This is a genomic window from Sphaerotilus natans, from assembly GCF_900156335.1.
Taxonomy (GTDB): Bacteria; Pseudomonadota; Gammaproteobacteria; order Burkholderiales; family Burkholderiaceae_C; genus Sphaerotilus; species Sphaerotilus natans.
The window spans coordinates 1-16,065 of sequence record NZ_FTMZ01000037.1 but is presented as its reverse complement, the minus strand read 5'-3'; the positions used below and the strand labels follow the sequence as shown (position 1 = coordinate 16,065).

General features: G+C 60.8%; 15 protein-coding genes. 8 read left to right on the top strand and 7 right to left on the bottom strand.

Annotated elements, in window-relative coordinates:
* The 4 genes from BW996_RS20435 to BW996_RS20420 all read left to right on the top strand — a co-directional run.
* Positions 1–355, top strand: a 355-nt coding sequence (locus tag BW996_RS20435; protein WP_139330983.1) for an ISAs1 family transposase, incomplete at its 5' end; no start/stop codon positions are given.
* 291 nt (positions 356–646) lie between these two features.
* On the top strand, positions 647–1,360 hold the full coding sequence (locus BW996_RS20430; protein WP_076459079.1) for a hypothetical protein: 714 nt from the start codon (positions 647–649) through the stop codon (positions 1,358–1,360).
* On the top strand, positions 1,341–2,036 hold the full coding sequence (locus BW996_RS20425) for a hypothetical protein (RefSeq protein ID WP_037480133.1): 696 nt from the start codon (positions 1,341–1,343) through the stop codon (positions 2,034–2,036). The genes BW996_RS20430 and BW996_RS20425 overlap by 20 nt, the downstream gene beginning before the upstream one ends.
* A 14-nt stretch (positions 2,037–2,050) precedes the next feature.
* Complete coding sequence (locus tag BW996_RS20420) at positions 2,051–2,557, top strand: metal-dependent hydrolase (RefSeq protein ID WP_206539502.1); 507 nt, start codon at positions 2,051–2,053, stop codon at positions 2,555–2,557.
* On the opposite strand, the gene BW996_RS20415 is transcribed toward BW996_RS20420, so the two are convergent.
* Genes BW996_RS20415 through BW996_RS21505 form a run of 3 tightly spaced genes read right to left on the bottom strand, consistent with a single transcriptional unit; the run spans position 2,552 to position 4,171 of the window.
* Positions 2,552–3,151, bottom strand: coding sequence for a recombinase family protein (locus BW996_RS20415; protein WP_037480128.1), 600 nt, complete (start codon positions 3,149–3,151; stop codon positions 2,552–2,554). The genes BW996_RS20420 and BW996_RS20415 overlap by 6 nt on opposite strands.
* A gap of 16 nt (positions 3,152–3,167) precedes the next feature.
* Positions 3,168–3,626 carry a VVA0879 family protein gene (locus BW996_RS20410; RefSeq protein ID WP_037480125.1) on the bottom strand — a complete coding sequence of 153 codons (459 nt, stop codon included), beginning with the start codon at positions 3,624–3,626 and terminating at the stop codon, positions 3,168–3,170.
* Positions 3,620–4,171: a hypothetical protein gene (locus BW996_RS21505; protein ID WP_139330981.1), complete on the bottom strand. Its 552-nt coding sequence runs from the start codon at positions 4,169–4,171 to the stop codon at positions 3,620–3,622. The genes BW996_RS20410 and BW996_RS21505 overlap by 7 nt, the downstream gene beginning before the upstream one ends.
* 835 nt (positions 4,172–5,006) lie before the next feature.
* Here BW996_RS21505 and BW996_RS21500 point away from each other — a divergent pair.
* Entirely contained in the window at positions 5,007–5,237 is a 231-nt protein-coding gene (locus BW996_RS21500; RefSeq protein WP_139330980.1) for a hypothetical protein, read from the top strand.
* Between the two features lie 327 nt (positions 5,238–5,564).
* Here BW996_RS21500 and trfA read toward each other — a convergent pair whose 3' ends face one another.
* From trfA to BW996_RS20390, 3 genes are read right to left on the bottom strand one after another with little or no spacing between them, the layout of a single operon-like run.
* Positions 5,565–6,617, bottom strand: coding sequence for a plasmid replication initiator TrfA (trfA, locus tag BW996_RS20400; RefSeq protein ID WP_037480123.1), 1,053 nt, complete (start codon positions 6,615–6,617; stop codon positions 5,565–5,567).
* A 42-nt stretch (positions 6,618–6,659) separates the two neighbouring features.
* The gene (locus BW996_RS20395) at positions 6,660–6,965 is read right to left on the bottom strand and encodes a ribbon-helix-helix domain-containing protein (protein ID WP_037480122.1); all 306 of its coding nucleotides are present in this window, start codon (positions 6,963–6,965) and stop codon (positions 6,660–6,662) included.
* Positions 6,966–6,983: 18 nt separating this feature from the next.
* The gene (locus BW996_RS20390) at positions 6,984–7,613 is read right to left on the bottom strand and encodes an AAA family ATPase (protein ID WP_037480120.1); all 630 of its coding nucleotides are present in this window, start codon (positions 7,611–7,613) and stop codon (positions 6,984–6,986) included.
* Between the two features lie 246 nt (positions 7,614–7,859).
* Between BW996_RS20390 and BW996_RS20385 the strand changes: the two genes are divergently transcribed.
* From BW996_RS20385 to BW996_RS20375, 3 genes are read left to right on the top strand one after another with little or no spacing between them, the layout of a single operon-like run.
* On the top strand, positions 7,860–10,778 hold the full coding sequence (locus tag BW996_RS20385) for an ATP-dependent helicase (RefSeq protein ID WP_081838024.1): 2,919 nt from the start codon (positions 7,860–7,862) through the stop codon (positions 10,776–10,778).
* Positions 10,778–12,724 (top strand): site-specific DNA-methyltransferase, encoded by a 1,947-nt coding sequence (locus BW996_RS20380; protein WP_037480117.1) that lies wholly within the window; start codon positions 10,778–10,780, stop codon positions 12,722–12,724. The genes BW996_RS20385 and BW996_RS20380 overlap by 1 nt, the downstream gene beginning before the upstream one ends.
* Positions 12,714–15,398 (top strand): TnsA endonuclease N-terminal domain-containing protein, encoded by a 2,685-nt coding sequence (locus BW996_RS20375; RefSeq protein ID WP_037480114.1) that lies wholly within the window; start codon positions 12,714–12,716, stop codon positions 15,396–15,398. Before BW996_RS20380 ends, BW996_RS20375 begins: the two co-directional genes overlap by 11 nt.
* A 125-nt stretch (positions 15,399–15,523) precedes the next feature.
* Here BW996_RS20375 and BW996_RS20370 read toward each other — a convergent pair whose 3' ends face one another.
* Positions 15,524–16,012 (bottom strand): thioesterase family protein, encoded by a 489-nt coding sequence (locus tag BW996_RS20370; protein WP_076458993.1) that lies wholly within the window; start codon positions 16,010–16,012, stop codon positions 15,524–15,526.
* Positions 16,013–16,065: the final 53 nt, after the last annotated feature.

Sequence of the window (16,065 nt, the reverse complement as noted above, 5' to 3'; positions counted from 1 at the left end):
CCCGCGCAGCGCCGAGCCGGCCCAGCCGAGCTGGCGTTACTACATCAGCTCCGAGGTGCTCGATGCCCAGGCCTTCAACGCCACCATCCGGGCGCACTGGGCCATCGAGAACGACTGCCACTGGGTGCTGGACGTCAACTACCGCGAGGATGCCTGCCTGATCCGGCGCGACCACGGCCCGCACAACATGGCCACGCTGCGGCGCATCGCCCAGAACCAGATCAAGCTCGACGCCGGCAAGGGCAGCCAGAAGACCAAGCGCAAGCGCATGGGCTGGAGCGATGACTACCTCCAGGCGCTCTTCGGCTTGACTCCAGCCTCACTCAGCTCTGCACAAATTTCGAGCGTTGGCTGATGCAATCGCCCTGTGGCCATCCCGGAGGGGAGACAGGTCACGAGTGTTCAGAGAAAACGAACCATTGTTGTGAACGCCAGCGGGCGGGGTGTTGAACACCTGCGTTTCGGGCTTTCAGTACCCCTTGGCAGCCGCCTCGAAAATCAGACAATGGCCCCCTGTGCGGGACGTTTTCTCTGAACGCCTGCACCCGGCCCACGACACCCACAACAGGCCCACGAACCACGACGCACCACCGGCGCAGCGCGCCCGGTCGGCTGCTGTCTGTCTTGACGTGGAAGGGCCTGGACGATGCATATCCTGTTGCTCCGACCGGAGCGCACCCGCCCCGACGGAACCCGCGTGCGAAAACCCGTCGTGCGCGTTCGCGGCCGAAAGTACGGCCCGGTGGCCAGTGAAACCGTCCTGTCGATTCGCCGCGACCTGGCCATCTACGGCCCGGCGCAGTCCGGCAAGACGCGATGGCTGGCCAAGTTGCACGAAGGCGCCGCCGCCGTCTGGTCCGAGCGCCGCACCGTGCTGCACCTGCGAACCATCGACCCGCTGACAGCCTGGTCAGAAGAAGATCCCCGCATCGCCGCCGCTTGGGACGCGCAGGCCGCGAACGACAGCACCCGCCGGCCCTGGGCGAAGCTGCGAGCCTTCGAGCGAACGGCCGCGCTGGTCGCGTGGGTCGAGCAGCACCGCGCCATCCTGATCGTCGATGACATGCACCTGGCCGCAGGCCGCAAAGCCGACGTGCTGCGCCAGTTGATCGCCGGCTGTTCGCTGGTCGTCTACAGCGCGACCGAGCCGCAGCGCATCCCGATGTCTCTGCGCACGCTGCTGCAGCGCCGCGAGCCGCAGGAAGTGAACCTGAAGAGCGAAGCCGCCTACGACGCCACCAGCGTGTTCTTCTGGTTCCTGATCCTGCTGTCGGCCGCCGCTGGCGCGTGGCCCGTGGCGGCAGCGCTGGGCGGCCTGAAGGTCATGGGAGGGGGGCGCCGTGCGTCGAAGCAGTCTTGACCGATGGTTCCTGGTTCTGGTCCTGGCTGCGGTCTGCAGCGCCTGTTCCGCAGAGCCGGACGAGAAGCCCACGCCGCACCGCCTGCCGTTGTTCGACGGTCAGCCACGATCGCACCTGATCACGGCGCAGCCGCTGCAGATCGACCCCGGGCCGGATGCTGAAGAGCTGTTCGCCCGCGTGATGCAGTGCTATCCCTCGCCGTCACTCTTCCGGGCTGAACTGCACGCCGAGGCGCGCGCGGGGCGGGTCGTGCAGAGCGACGGCAGCTTGTCATCCGGGCCCGGCGCAAGCGTGATCCTGCGGGTACCGCTCTGGTCGGCGCTCGAACTGGACCGCGAGCGCGAGCGGGAAAGCGCGCGCCGGCAGAAGGCGGCCGGATCGGTCGGCGTCTACATCGGCGCGCTGGTCGAGTGGCGGCTGGCCGGGCGCGAGCTGGAGTTGTTGCGCTCGATCGAGCGCCGGTCACAAGAGCGCGTCGCGCTGGGTGTTGCGGAGACGGCCGAGCAGCTCGCAGCCGTCGAACGTGTGGCCGCGCTCGAGCGCGAGCGAGTCCAGCACCTGGCCAAGATCACGCAGGCGCGCCTGGAAATGCTGGGGCTGTGTTCGAGCGACAAGGCCGACGGCCTGCAGACCTACCTGAAGCGCTTCACGCCGATCGACGGGGCGCGGCCGTGAGGTGGATTTCCCATGTGGCGATCGCCGCCAGCATCTGCGCCGTCTGCAACCCGGTGGCCATTCCGGCATGCATCTTGGGCAGCACGGCGCCGGATTGGTTCGAGTGGATCCTGAACGCAGCACGCTCGCGCAAGCTCAAGCACCGGGGGGTCACGCACTACCTGGCAGCCTGGGTGCTGGCGATGCTGGCGGCGCAGTTCCTGTGGGACTGGCGCGGCATGCTGTTCTGGTTCGCGGCCGGTGGAACCGTGCATTGGGTGTGCGACGCCTTGACGATCAGCGGCGCCCCGCTCGGCTGGTGGTCAGACCGACGAACCACGCTGCTGGGCGGGCGCGTGCGGACCGGCAGCGTGCTCGAGTACGTCATCACCGGCGCCATCGTCCTGGCGTGCGCCGTGATCCTCTGGACCCGTGGCCCGGATCGCGGCTTCATGCCCTACTTCATGGATTGGGCGGGCTTGTACCAGCGGGGGATCATCGACGCGGCGGAGTGGCGGGCGCATCGGTGGGAAATCCTATGACCGCTCCTGACCCAGCCACCGGTAAAGCGTCGCTGGCGAGCAATTCACCAGCCTGCAGATGGTCCGCTTCTCAAGGCCTTGGTCCAGATACTTGCGGATCAGGTCGGCCTGGCTGTCGAGCCTGCTGCCGCTGGCGGGCCCGGCCGGCCGGCCCAGCTTGACCCCGCTGGCCTTGCGCTTCGCCAGCGCCTCGCGTGTCCTGGCCGAGATCAGATCCCGCTCGATCTCGGCCGCCAGGCCGAAGACCGTCGCGATGACCTTGGCTTGAAGCGTTCCGTCCAGCACGATCCGGTTCTTGACGGCGTGCAGCTCCACGCCCCTGCCGGCGCACTCCTGCATGATTTCCAGCACCTGGAGCGTGGACCGCGCCAGACGCGAGATTTCCGACACCACCAGCACATCCCCGGCCTGGCTGCGCTCGATCAGCGCCCCAAGCGGCCGGTCCCGCCAAGACTTCCGGCCGCTGGCGGTGTCCTCGACGAAAGCCGGCGCCAGAAACTTGCGCTCGACGCAGTAGGCGACGACGCCGGTTTTCTGGTTCGCGGTGTCCTGGTCGTCCGTCGACACGCGCAGGTAAGCGAAGACCTGGGGCATGGCTGTGTCCTCGAAGTCAAAGCGAGAGGGACTGCTGGTGCGTGTGGGCGGTCACCCGTGGCCGAGACTGCGCCAGCAGCCGCGGCGGCAGCGCCAGACCGGTGCCGCGCTGGAGATGCCGTTTCATGTGAAGCTGCGCATCGGCCGCCGTCACAGGCTCGAACAGCGGGTGGACTTCGCCGCTCGGCAAGATGACCTCATAGGTATGGATCGGGAGCGTTCCGCCCAACGTCCAGGAACAGCCGCGCCCCGGTGGCCAGCCTCGGCGGTGCTGGCCCGCACCCATCCAGCGCCCGACGCAAGAGAAGGCGAAGAAGCAGCGGACCGCGTCGTAGTCGGCGCCCGCGCCTGCGTCGATCAGGTCGCGGATGGACTGCACCGTGCCACAGATCGGGCAGCGCACCGCCCAATGCTCGCGCGGAACGCGCTGCGCCTCGATGGCAGCCCGGAACTCAGCCAGGCTGACCGTCAGCACAGCGAACCCCGCTGCGTGTCGTAGCGCCAGGCCTGATCGCTGCCGATGGTCACAGCCAGCTCGAGCAGCCAGCGCGCGAAACCATCGCCGTGACCGCTGCGCCCTCCGTCAAGCTGCAGCGGCATCGCCGGCATCTGGTGCCGGTCGTACCCGACGAGATAGAGCCAGGTCGGATGCGGCCGGTCGCTACCCCACCAACTCAGCCAGACCGGCAGCGTGATGCCGTCGAACCGATCGCGCTGCGCACCGATCAGCGGCAAATCCGCGTCCGTCCACAGGCTCGAATGGGCGGGATGCTCCAGCACACCGCCCCATGCCCTGACCTGGTCGAGTGCCCACATCGCCTGATCGCGCTCTCGCTGGCGATGCCGGCCATTCGTCGGCACGGTCAGTCGCCCGCCCGCATGTCGCGGGGGGTGTGCGATGACAGGTCGGTTGGCATGAAACCGATTCGATCCGCTGACAAAGGCCAGGTCAGCCAGGTCAAAACAGGTCACGCCAAGGTCTGAATACCGATGGGTTCCAACACCGAGAACCACGGGCATCACTGCGGGGGGTATTCCTGGTCCAGACATTCCATCCTCCGTTCCGCTGACACGAAGCCGTAGATTTCCTGTCACCAACCCTGGGTCATCTCCCTCTTTCGGGTGCAGCGTTTTCCCTGTCCCCCCCTGGGGGGATATTGCAGATCGGGGCAGCGCGCACGATGGTTTCCTGACTCAGGAGGCTGTGATGAGAACTTCGGTAAGCGGGTTCATCGCTGGTTGTCTGGCGGGCGGTTTTCTGACTGTCTGGAGCACGGGCAGCAACAGCAGCAGCGACATCGGCGAGACGGCACCGCATGTGGTGGTCTGTCAGCCTGGCGATGTCTGGTGCCAAGTCCTGGCTTCAGCCACGGCAACAAGGGCGTGTCGAATCATGCCCGGCAGGCAGCTGGCATACGGGCGCCCATTCACGAACGGCGAGATTCACGCCGACCTGGTCGCTCGGGGCCTGCTTCAGATGGGTCAATGGCTCGAGGGAGAGGACTGCGAGCAATGACAGCCTGGCACAGACATGTCTTGGTGCTGATCTTCTGCCTGGCACTGGCCAGTTGTGGCGGCATCGGTCCTGACAGCGAAGCCGAGCCTGATCGGTCTCGCAGTGGCCTTGCAGGTCTGTCCTGTGACTACCCCGACAGCGACCGGACCCAGCTGGTGGTCTGTGCTGCTGTCGATCGTTCCTGCTTTGACGCTGCGAGGCAGGCCTATCCGCGTGTGTGCTGGATCGTTCCTACGGGTGCAAGCGTTCACGCTGGCCCTGTGGACGATGCAGTGATGAGGCATCGCCTTGAGTGCGGCAAGCACTGGGAGGCGGGCTACTGGCTTCAAGGAGACGACTGTGTTTGATCAGACTGTTCCGACGCTCACCCATGACCTGCCGCCTGAGGTGCTGGCCATCGTCAACGATGACGCTGCCTCAGCCTGGCTGAAGAAGAACCTCTGGCATTCGATCCTGCATCGTGACCCTGTCGATGCGGCTTCTGATGCGGAGGCTCTGGCGGGTGCGCTTCAGGCGTGGACGCGGCATGTGTTCCAGCTTCATGGCGTAGTGCTGCCAAGCACTCGTTGAGCACCTTCACGCGCACGCGCGCAGTTAGATAAAGAGTTAAATACAGTTAGCTCAAGAAAACCGCTTCCAAGTCCTTGTCATCATTGACTTTTTTTGACCCCCCCGGAACGTCATACCGTGCAAGCGGAACGTCATACCGTGCCAAGCGGAATGTCGTACCGTGCCGGCGGAATGCTGTACCGTGCCAAAGCGGAACGTCATACCGTGCCGGCGGAATGCTGTACCGTGCCCGCCTCGGGGGCCTGAATGGGGTTGCTCACGGCCGCTTTGCGCACGTCAGCGCGCCCGTGCGACCTCTGAAAGCGGAATGTCGTACCGTGCCCAGCGTCACAGCCGGGTCCACTTGACCATCGCTTCGGCCTTGCTTCGCCCTGGCACCTTGCGTTCGTAGAACTCCGGCTCGGCGAGCACTTCGACCCGCACCAGCTCGGACAGCGCTTCTTCCAGCGCCTCGCGGAACTTGCGCGGTGGTGACTGGTAGCCCGACCAGGTGCGCAGGTTGTCGAGCGAGTGGAACTGCTGGGCGTCGGCGTGCGACGCGGTGAAGTTGTGGATCCACTTCGCCAGGTCGACCCGGCGTTCCAGCTTCAGCCGCTTCTGCCAGTCGATCAGGGAGCGATCGCCGGGCGCGAACATCTGGAGGATGTCGGGATCCAGCGTGACCTCGTAGGTGCCCGCCACGCGATCCTCGACCACCTTGCCGATGAGCTGTGTCGTCAGCCGATAGCGCTGGTTCTCGACGCGCACGCGCGCCACCTGCAGGCGGTCGAAGACGGACTGCAACCACTGGTAGTTCTTGCCCCCGTCCGCGCGCCCGATCGCGTTCAGGAAGCCATGCCGGACGACCGTCAGCGGGCGGCCGACCGGCTGTGATCTGCCCTCGTAGACGAGTTGCATGAACACATCGCAGTCAGCCTGGTCAAGCGCTGGCCCGCTGTAGCGCACCACGACGCCCGCAGGCGAAGGCAACTGCTCGTCCGCGTACACGACGCGCTGCCCGCGCTTGATCGGCGCGAACAGCGGCGAGCGTGCCAAGTGGTTGGGGATGGCGCGCAGATCATCCGCGAAGCCGGGAAGGGTCGCCTGGGCGCCAGAAACGCGCTCCAGGGCCGCCGGGGCGGGCGCCACGGCCTGCGCAGCCGTAACCGCCTGCGCGGCCTTACGCGGCCCTGTGCGGGCCTTGCGCGGCCTTGTGGCGAGCACTTCCGCCACCGGCTGGACCTTGGCGGCCCGCTTGCGCGGCACCTTGGCCGGCGCTGGCGCCACAAAGGACACCATGCGCGAGGCGGTCTGCCGGGCGTCGGCTTCGCTCATGCCGTGCGCGACCGCGCGGGCAATCCAGGCCTCGCGCTGCTCGTCGAGCGATTCAGATGCAATCATGTCAACAGTCCAACATGTTTACATGTTGATCTTCAAACATGTTTACTCGCCCTGAATCACGGGCACGTCGTACTTCTGGAAGGTGTCGTTGAGCGACTCGGCAATGATGGTCTGCAGGCTCTTGCCGGTGCGGGCCTGGATCAGGCGCAGATTGCTCTTGTAGTCCGGCGACAGGTACGCGGTGATGTTGACCTTGCCGGCGCGGCTCGGGGCCTTGTAGTAGGCCGGTGCGGCGGCATCGGCCGGGCCTGCGGCGACCGGCGCCGACGTGGTGGCCAGCGCCACAGGGGCCGGCGCCGACTGCTGGCGGTTCAGGGCCTGCTGAAGGGCAGAAAGGTTCTTGGACATGTTGAATCCTTTACATGCTCACATCCCAACAATATTACATGTAAACATGTAAAGCTGCTGGAGTTCTTCGCTGGCACGGCTGGCCGGGTCGACCTCCTGCGGCGCCTGGCCCAACGTCGGCGCCTCGGCGTAGACGCTGCGGGTGCACAGGTGGACGGGCGCGACCTTGAACCCGAAGGTCGATTCGATCAGCTCCTTGGCGCTTTCGGCGCCCTTGGTCGACTGCGGGTGCACGCCGTTGAGCACGACGTAAGCCGGCGGATCGCCAGCGACGCGGAGCAGGTCGCGCACGCCTGACAGCGTCTCGAGGTCGAAGACCTGGGCGCGGACGGGGATCAGCACCACATCGGCCGCGCGTGCGGCCTCGATGGCGGCGCTGTCGGAGCGGCCGGGTGTGTCGATGAAGACCAGGTCGACGCCGTGATCCTCGATGGTCTTCAGGGTCGGCTTCAGCCGGCTGACCTGCGCGGACACCACCACCGGGTTCTCGGCCTCGCGCCGGTCCTTCCAGTTCGCGGCATTCGCCTGCGGGTCCAGGTCAATGACGGCCACGGCGCGCCCAGCGCGTGCAGCCTCGACAGCCAGGCCGAGCGTCACCGTCGTCTTGCCGGTGCCGCCCTTCTGACCGATGATGGCGATCTTGAACAAGTGAACACCTCAACATGTTTACATGTTGGATTGTTGCATGAGGAGGTGTCGCTGCCAACTGTTGGAGACTTTGGAGATCAGGTGTCTGCTTGACGGGTGAGGTCGCGAGCAAGTTTGTGCATTTTTTACGGATAAAACGAACGCGAAAGCTGCTTTATATGCAAATTTGCGTCAAATTGGTGCGCGTGAGCAGCTAAACACAACGCTGCCATCGGCCTACAGACAGACAGCAGGGGAGGACTGAACGTGGCGGGAGAAAGCAATCGAGTGTTGCGTGGTAAGGCGAATGCCAATCAGCTTGAAGCCATCTTGGCCACCGAGGGCCCGGTGCTCATCATTGCAGGGCCCGGATCAGGCAAAACTTTCACTCTGGTTGAGCGCATTGTCTATCTCGTTACACACAAGGGTGTCGCCCCTGAGTCGTTGCTCGTGGTCACCTTCACCGACAAGGCGGCACGCGAGCTAACCACCCGTATTTCCAACCGGCTTGCCGAGCTGGACATCCAGTTCAATCTGAACGAGATGTACCTCGGCACGTTTCACTCCATCTGCCTGCGACTGTTGGAGGACTACCGTGAGTTCACCCGACTCAAACGCAGCTTCACGCTGTTCGACCAGTTCGACCAGCAGTACTTCATCTACCAGCACATCAAGGACTTCCGCGCGCTACCAGGCGCTGAGCTGATCATGGGCCGTGAGCAGACAGGCCGCTGGACACAGTCGGAGAACTTGCTCAAGTGGCTCAACAAGGTCAGTGAGGAAGCAATCGATGCAAGCACACTCGCCGTAGCCCCCGAACCTGAAGTCCGCGCGTTGGCCACCTGCTTTACCAAGTACCAGGCGCTTTTGAACGAGCACAACTCGCTGGACTTCTCTGGCATTCAGTACGAGGCACTGCAGCTTCTGGAAAAGCACCCCGAGGTCTTGGGGCAACTACGCGAAAAGCTCACCTACTTGATGGTGGATGAGTACCAGGACACCAACACCATTCAGGAACGCATCCTGCTGCTGCTGGCGGGCGAGAACAAGAATCTGTGCGTGGTGGGCGACGACGACCAAGGCCTGTACCGCTTTCGCGGCGCCACCATCCGCAACATTCTGGAGTTTCCCTCGCTGTTCGATGACGGCCAATGCAAGCAGGTCAAGCTGACCGTCAACTACCGCTCGCACCCGGACATCATCCGCTTCTACAACGAGTGGATGAAAGAACAGGCATGGGATGACGGGACACGCGTCTTTCGCTTCGCCAAGCAGATCCTACCGCGCGAGGACAACTTTCCTGACATGCCGACGGCCGTTCGATTGGCCGCTAGCGACGACAAGGACGACACCACCAACTGGCATACCGAGGTTCTGACCTTCCTCAATGACCTGAAGGCATCCGGCCGCCTTGAAGATTGGAACCAAGTCGCTTTCCTGTTCCGTTCAGTCAAGAACGACAAAGTGGTGGCACTCGCACGCTTCCTTGAGGCCGAAGGTGTGCCGGTGTTTTCTCCGCGCTCGAACATGTTCTTTGAGCGCGAGGAAATCCGCTTGATGATCGGTGCGCTGATCTTCCTGTTCCCGCAGTTTCCCAAGGTGCGGGCATGGGCTGACGGCGTACATCTGGACATCTGGGACTATTACGACCAGCTTTGCTTCAAGCCCTTCACTGACGAGCTGCGCAAGCCAGAAAACAAGCCACTGCTGGATTGGGCTCGCCCGCTGGCCAAGCGCCATGCCGTGCTCACGCAGAACACCGACTACGCCTTCTCTGGCTTGTTCTACCAACTACTCCAGTTCCCGCTGTTCTCGCGCTTCCTCACGGAAGAGGCCGTGCAAGGCGTGGACAAAGGGCGCGCGGCGCGCAACCTCGGCACCTTCTCCAAGCTGCTGACCAAGTTCGAGTACCTGCACTTCGTCAGCGTTTTGAACCCGGAGTGGCTGGAGAAGAACATCCGCGACCTGTTCAACCAGTTCCTGCGCTTCCTCCAGGACGGTGGTATCGGCGAGTACGAGGACGAAGCCGAGTACGCACCCAAGGGCTGCGTGTCGTTCCTGACCATCCACCAGTCCAAGGGACTGGAGTTTCCAGTGGTGGTGTGCGGCTCACTGGAGGCAGTGCCGCGCAAGCAGTACGGCGCGCTGGACGTGTTGCTGGAAGATGGCGGCTACCTCTCAAAGGAGCGCTTCGAGCCGCTCGATCACATCAAGAACTTCGACTTCTGGCGGCTGTTCTACACGGCCTTTTCGCGTGCACAGAACCTGCTGGTGCTGGCGGCTCAGGAGAAGAAAGGCCGGGGCAAGTCGCCGTCGAAGTACTTCGAGCGCCTGTTCTACGATCTACCCAGTTGGCGTGCCGTCGATCTGTCGGCGCTGACCTTCGAGGCTGTCAAGCAGATCAACCTCAAGCGCGAATACTCGTTCACCTCGCACATCACGGTGTTCGAAAACTGTGCTGAGCAGTACCGCTTCTTTAAGGATCTAGAATTCGCACCCATTCGCGAGAGCCCGATGCTGTTCGGTACGCTGGTGCATCAAACCATTGAGGACATCCACAAGACCGTGCTGCGCGGCGAGGAAAGCAGCATCACCGTCGACGCCATCAGGGACTGGTTCTCGGCCAACTACGCGATGCTGTCGAAGAAGGAGCGCGTCTACCTGGCGCCCAGTTCACAGCAGGCGGCGCTTCTGCACGTCATGCGTTACTACGAGCGAGAGAACGGCAACTGGGATCGCATCAAAGAGGCCGAAGTCGAGATCTCGCTGGTCAAGGATCAGTACATCCTCAAGGGCAGCGTCGACCTGATTCGCGGCGAGCACGACACGGTCGAGATCATCGACTTCAAGTCGGAGAAAAAGCCCGACATAGAGAAAAATCATGATCGGCTACGCCAATACCAGAGCCAACTGGAGGTGTACGCCCACCTGGTTGAGGAACGCACCGGCCTGAAGGTAAGCCGGATGCATCTGTACTACACCGGCGAGGACGGCGGGAACCCCTACGTCTCCTTCAGAAAAGACGACCGCGCCATCGGTAAAACCATTGCGCGCTTCGACGACATCGTGGCGCGCATCGAGCGGCAGGACTATGGGCTGTCGGCACGTCCGGCCAAGCTCTGCCAGAACTGTGACATGCGCGCCTACTGCGACAACAAGAACTGGAAATTCAGGAAAAACGACTGATGAGCAAGAACACACCCGCACAGCAAAATCTGCAACTGGCAGCGCACGAAGGCGCTACCACCAGCGTCGAGAAGTACGAGTTCGAGCCGATCAAGGGCTATCCGATGCTCAACTGGCGTGGCAAGCGCCCGTTCACCTCGACGCAGTATTACCCGGCGCAGTTGAAGGAAGTCCACGGCGAAGAGATTGACGGCTGGCGCAACAAGATTTTTTGGGGTGACAACCTGCAGGTTATGAGTCACCTGCTTAAGGATTTTAGAGGAAAAGTGGATCTCATATATATTGACCCACCATTCGATTCAAAAGCGGACTACAAGCTAAAAATTCAAGCCAAAGGCAAACAAATCTTTGGAAACCAGAGCTCAATCGAAGAAAAGCAGTACGGTGACATTTGGAGCAATGATGAGTACCTCCAGTTTATGTACGAGAGGCTTGTTCTGTTGAGGGAAATCCTGGCGCCCACCGGGTCATTGTTCCTTCATTGCGATTGGCACCGAAATCACCATTTACGCTGCCTGCTGGACGAAGTCTTTGGCGCAAACAACTTTGTTAACGAAATTGTTTGGCGGCGCAAAGGAGGGACTGCACTGGGAGCCATGTCGCGCCTGTCGACGGCGACAGACCGAATTTTGTGGTACGCAAAGTCCGACGCTTATTTAATCAATCCAGTTTTTGTTCCAGCCGATCAAGAGTACATCGATCAACAATTTCGGTATAAGGACAAAAATGGACGAAGATTCATGGTTAATGTTCTTCGAAGTCCATCGCCGCGCCCGAATCTGATTTATGACTACAAAGGCTACAAGACGCCTCCAAATGGATGGGCAGTACCCATTGAAACTATGCGGCTGTGGGAGGCTGAGGGTCGCCTGTACTTTCCAGAATCAAAAGACAAGCAGATTTACAAGAAGATCTATCTTGATGAGTATAAGGGACAGCAGATCAACGACCTCTGGGCGGATATTTCAACGCTGAAAGGCAACAATGCAGAGATAACAGGTTACCCGACCCAGAAGCCTGTTGAATTCTTAGATCGCATTATTGAACTCGCGGCACCAGTTGGCGGGCTTATTCTTGATACCTTTATTGGCTCAGGAACTACAGCCGTTGCTGCTGTGCAGAAGGGGTGTCGAGTAATAAGTGCCGACATTAATCTAGGCGCAATCCAGACAACATCTAAACGGCTAATCAGTGTTGCTGATGAACTTCGCCAAGCAGCACTAGGTAGCGAGAAAAAGTATTACACTGGATTTGAGATACATAATGTCAATCGCTACGATATTTTCCGGAATCCTGTTCAGGCCAAGGAACTCCTGATCGAGGCGCTTGAAGTGCAAAAACTGGAGTTCAATACTGTATTCGATGGCGAAAAGGACGGGCGCATGGTCAAAATTATGCCAGTCAACCGAATTGCCACGCGCGCCGATTTGAACGAGCTGATCGCAGGCTTCGACTACAAGTCCTGGGAGCGTAAGCAGAACGAAAATCCGAACCGACCGGTTGAGAAGATTCTCCTCGTTTGCATGGGGCACGAGCCCACCTTGAGAGCGGAGCTGGAACTCGCCGCCAAGCCTTTCAAGATCGACGTTGAAGTGGTGGACATCCTGCGCGACAAAGCCAATTTGGAATTTAAGCGCGATTCGCAGGCCAAGGTGTCCATCAAGAACGGCGAGCTGGTCGTCGAGAAGTTCTACCCGATGAATCTGCTGCAGAAACTCTCACTGCAGAAGGAGTCGGTCGATGACTGGAAGGAACTGACCGAGTCAGTGCTGATCGACTGGAACTACGACGGCGCGGTGCTGCAACCAGCAGTAGTGGACATTCCGGGCAAGAACGAGATGGTCAAGGGCAAGTACAAGGTTCCGGGCGACGCGGGCACCATCCGCGTGAAGATTACCGATCTGCTGTCGGAGTCGTGGGAAGGGAGCGTGGCCAATGGCGACTAAACGCGCAACTAAGGAGGTTAGTGCGTCGCTCGACTTCGCCTTCTTCCAGTTTCTCTGGCAGTTCTACCAATCTAACCGGGGCACGATCCGCTCGCACTACAAGGAGCTGACACGCAAGTTCCTCGACTTCAACAACCCGGACCGCAACCCCAAAGCTTTCTTACGCCAGCCGCAGTTCGAGGCACTGGAAACCTACGTCTTCCTCAAAGAGTTTCTCGGAAACGCCAAGGTCGAGGAAATATTTCAGCACTGGTTTGAAAAAAAAGGCCGCTTCGCTGATCGCGCCGAGGGCGGCGTGGTATCGCGCAGCGCAGGACAGGTTGGCCTGTTCGACAAGATCACGCAGGATCAGTACAAGGCCGTGTTCACGGCAATGCGCAAGAACTCGCGCGCCTACCCGAACTACATCTTCGCGCTGACGATGGGGACGGGGAAAACAATTCTGATGGCGACCTGCATATTCTACGAGTTCTTGCTAGGTAATAAATTCGAGAAAGACGCACGCTACTGCCACAATGCGCTGGTGTTCGCGCCCGACAAAACGGTTCTGCAATCGCTGAAAGAGATCGAGGCATTCGATCTAACCCGTGTTGTGCCACCGGAGTATGTAAACTTCCTGACCACTCACCTGCGCTTCCACTACCTGGAAGAAACAGGAACCTCGCTGGACACTCTAGATCGCTCGCGCTTCAACATTATTGTTTCAAACACGCAGAAGATTATTCTCAAGCGCAAGCACAAGGAAAAAACTTCCGTCGATAAACTTTTCGGGGCGACTGGCAATACAATCGTCACCACCAGCGTTTATGCCGATGTTGCCGATCTCTACAACTTCGATCAGCCCGAAGAAGAAGGCGAACTGACTACCAACCAGCGCTTCGAAAAGCTGCGCCGCTTGGAGCAGCTTGGCATCTTCGTGGACGAGGCCCATCATGCTTTCGGCAAGGCACTAGCCAAGGACATGGGCGTTGGTGCCAAGGAAACCGACACCAGTCTGCGCACGACCATCGACATCCTGGCTGCCAGCCTAAATGCGGCGGGAACGCGTGTAGTGGCTTGCTACAACTACACCGGCACGCCCTACGTTGGACGCGACGTGTTGCCGGAGGTGGTGTACGCCTATGGGTTAAAAGAAGCCATCGACAAGGGCTTTCTCAAGAAGGTGACGCTGCACGGCTACGCCAACACTCGCACCGACGAATTTGTGGACATCGCCATCGATAGCTTCCTGAAAGAAGTGGGCGACCTGCGTCCGGAAGGAATGCTACCCAAGCTGGCGTTCTTTGCAGCCACCGTGGACGAGTTGACCAAAGAGCTGAAGCCTGCCGTAGAGCGCGCCTTACTAAAAAATGGCATTCCCACTTCGCGGATCTTGGTCAACGTAGGCGATAACAAGATCACCACCAATGACGACATCCGTGAGTTCAACCGCCTCGATACCGAAGGCTCGGAGAAACAGTTTATCTTGCTGGTCAACAAGGGGCGCGAGGGCTGGAACTGCCGCTCGCTGTTCGGTGTGGGACTATTCCGCGAGCCAACGTCCAAAGTTTTCGTCCTGCAGGCCACGATGCGCTGCCTACGCGCTATCGGACAGGCACAGCACACCGGCCATGTTTTTCTCTCGGCCGGGAATCTAGATATTCTGAACGACGAGCTGCAACAGAACTTCCGCATCAGCGCTGACGAGTTGCAGAAAACCGGAAAGGACAAAGAACGCGTTGAAATTCGGGTAGTCGAGCCACCGGTCAAAATCAAGCTGGTACGTGTGCGCAAGCAATACCAGATGCGTGATAAGCAATTGGTGCCCGGGCACGAGTTGATACCTGAGCGGGCAGATGCGCAGAAGTGGGGCGAGCTGGTCGAGAAATACCGGCTGATCGAAACTCAGCAGGATGGCTTGACTGCTGCCGACGCGGCGCGCGCATCAGGCAGCCGAACCTTTGACCTGACCTCGCGTCGAGAGAAAAGAAAATTCTCATTGCTTTCTCTAGTGACCGAAATTTCCCGCTATCTGAACCGAAACCCGCTGGAGATTGAGGAGCTGCTAGATTTGATGAAGGAGGGATCCGACGAGCTAGTGAGCATCACCAATGAGTTCAACGAGCTGCTGTACGACGAGATCATTCCGCGTCTGTTCCGTCAGCTCTATGAGCTCGACGAGTCTCAGCAAACCGAGGAGCACGAGGTCGATTTGATCAAGCTGCCCCCAAAAGGCTATTACGAGGTCTCGGCCGCGAAAGACAAGATCGTCCGGATGCACGATGCACAGATCACGGACGACGAGCGCGCTAAGAGCTTCCATCTCGACACCTACTGCTTCGATTCCGGCTCGGAGAACTGGCTTTTCTGGGATCTGCTACGCGAACAGCGTGTGAAGAAGATTTACTTTACCGGGATGCTGACCCACGGCCAATCCGATTTCTTCATCCAGTACATCGACCCGGATTCACGCACGGTGCGCAGCTACTATCCAGACTTCATCTTCCAGCGGGAAGAGCCGGATGGCAGTCTAAAGTACGTTATCGTCGAGGTGAAGGCTGACAACCAAATAGAGGATGCAGTGGTGCAAGCCAAGAAAGAATTTGCCCAACAAATTGCGGTGGCAAGTGGTATGGAGTATCGGTTGCTAAAATCAACTGATGCCGACAAACGTCACTATCGGGTGCTGCTCTAACAACGTGTCATGAACCCGACCGCACAGGTTTTTGATGAAGACCAAGTCGACGCCGTCATCCTGATGGTCTTCAGGTTTGAGACCGCCCACACGGCCCCGGCGTGGCCGGCCCAGACGGCAGGCGACTAGCTAACGATGTAGGAAGCGGCGCCTGTGGCGATGAGCAGGCCTTCATCGTTGTGCATGCGCATGAGGGTGGAGGCGACGCGGCCGCCCAGGCGGGTGACCTCGGCGGAGGCGATGAAGTGCTGGCCCAGGCCCTGGCGGAGGTAGTCGACGCGCAGGTCGATGGTGCCCATGCGGCCGAAGCGGTGGAGGATCTGGGCGGTGTTCTCGAGCGGGTGGCGGTGGGCGATGGCCAGGGTGAGGGCGAAGCCGCCGGTGGCGTCGAGCACGGCCGAGATGACGCCGCCGTGGAGGCGGCCATGGAGGTAGTGGCCGACGAGTTCGGGGCGCATGTCGAAGCGCAGGCGGGGTGCGGCGGGGTCGAGGGCGTCGACCTTCAGGCCGAGGAGCTGGTTGAAGCTCAGGCGCTGCTCCCACAGCTCGGTGATGGCCAGGTGCAGGCGGGCCTGCTCGGCGGGGTCGCGGGGGGTGGGGGTGTCGGGGCTCATGCGGGGGATTGTGGGCAGCGGGGGTGGGGCGGGGGTGTCGCGGGGATGACGGG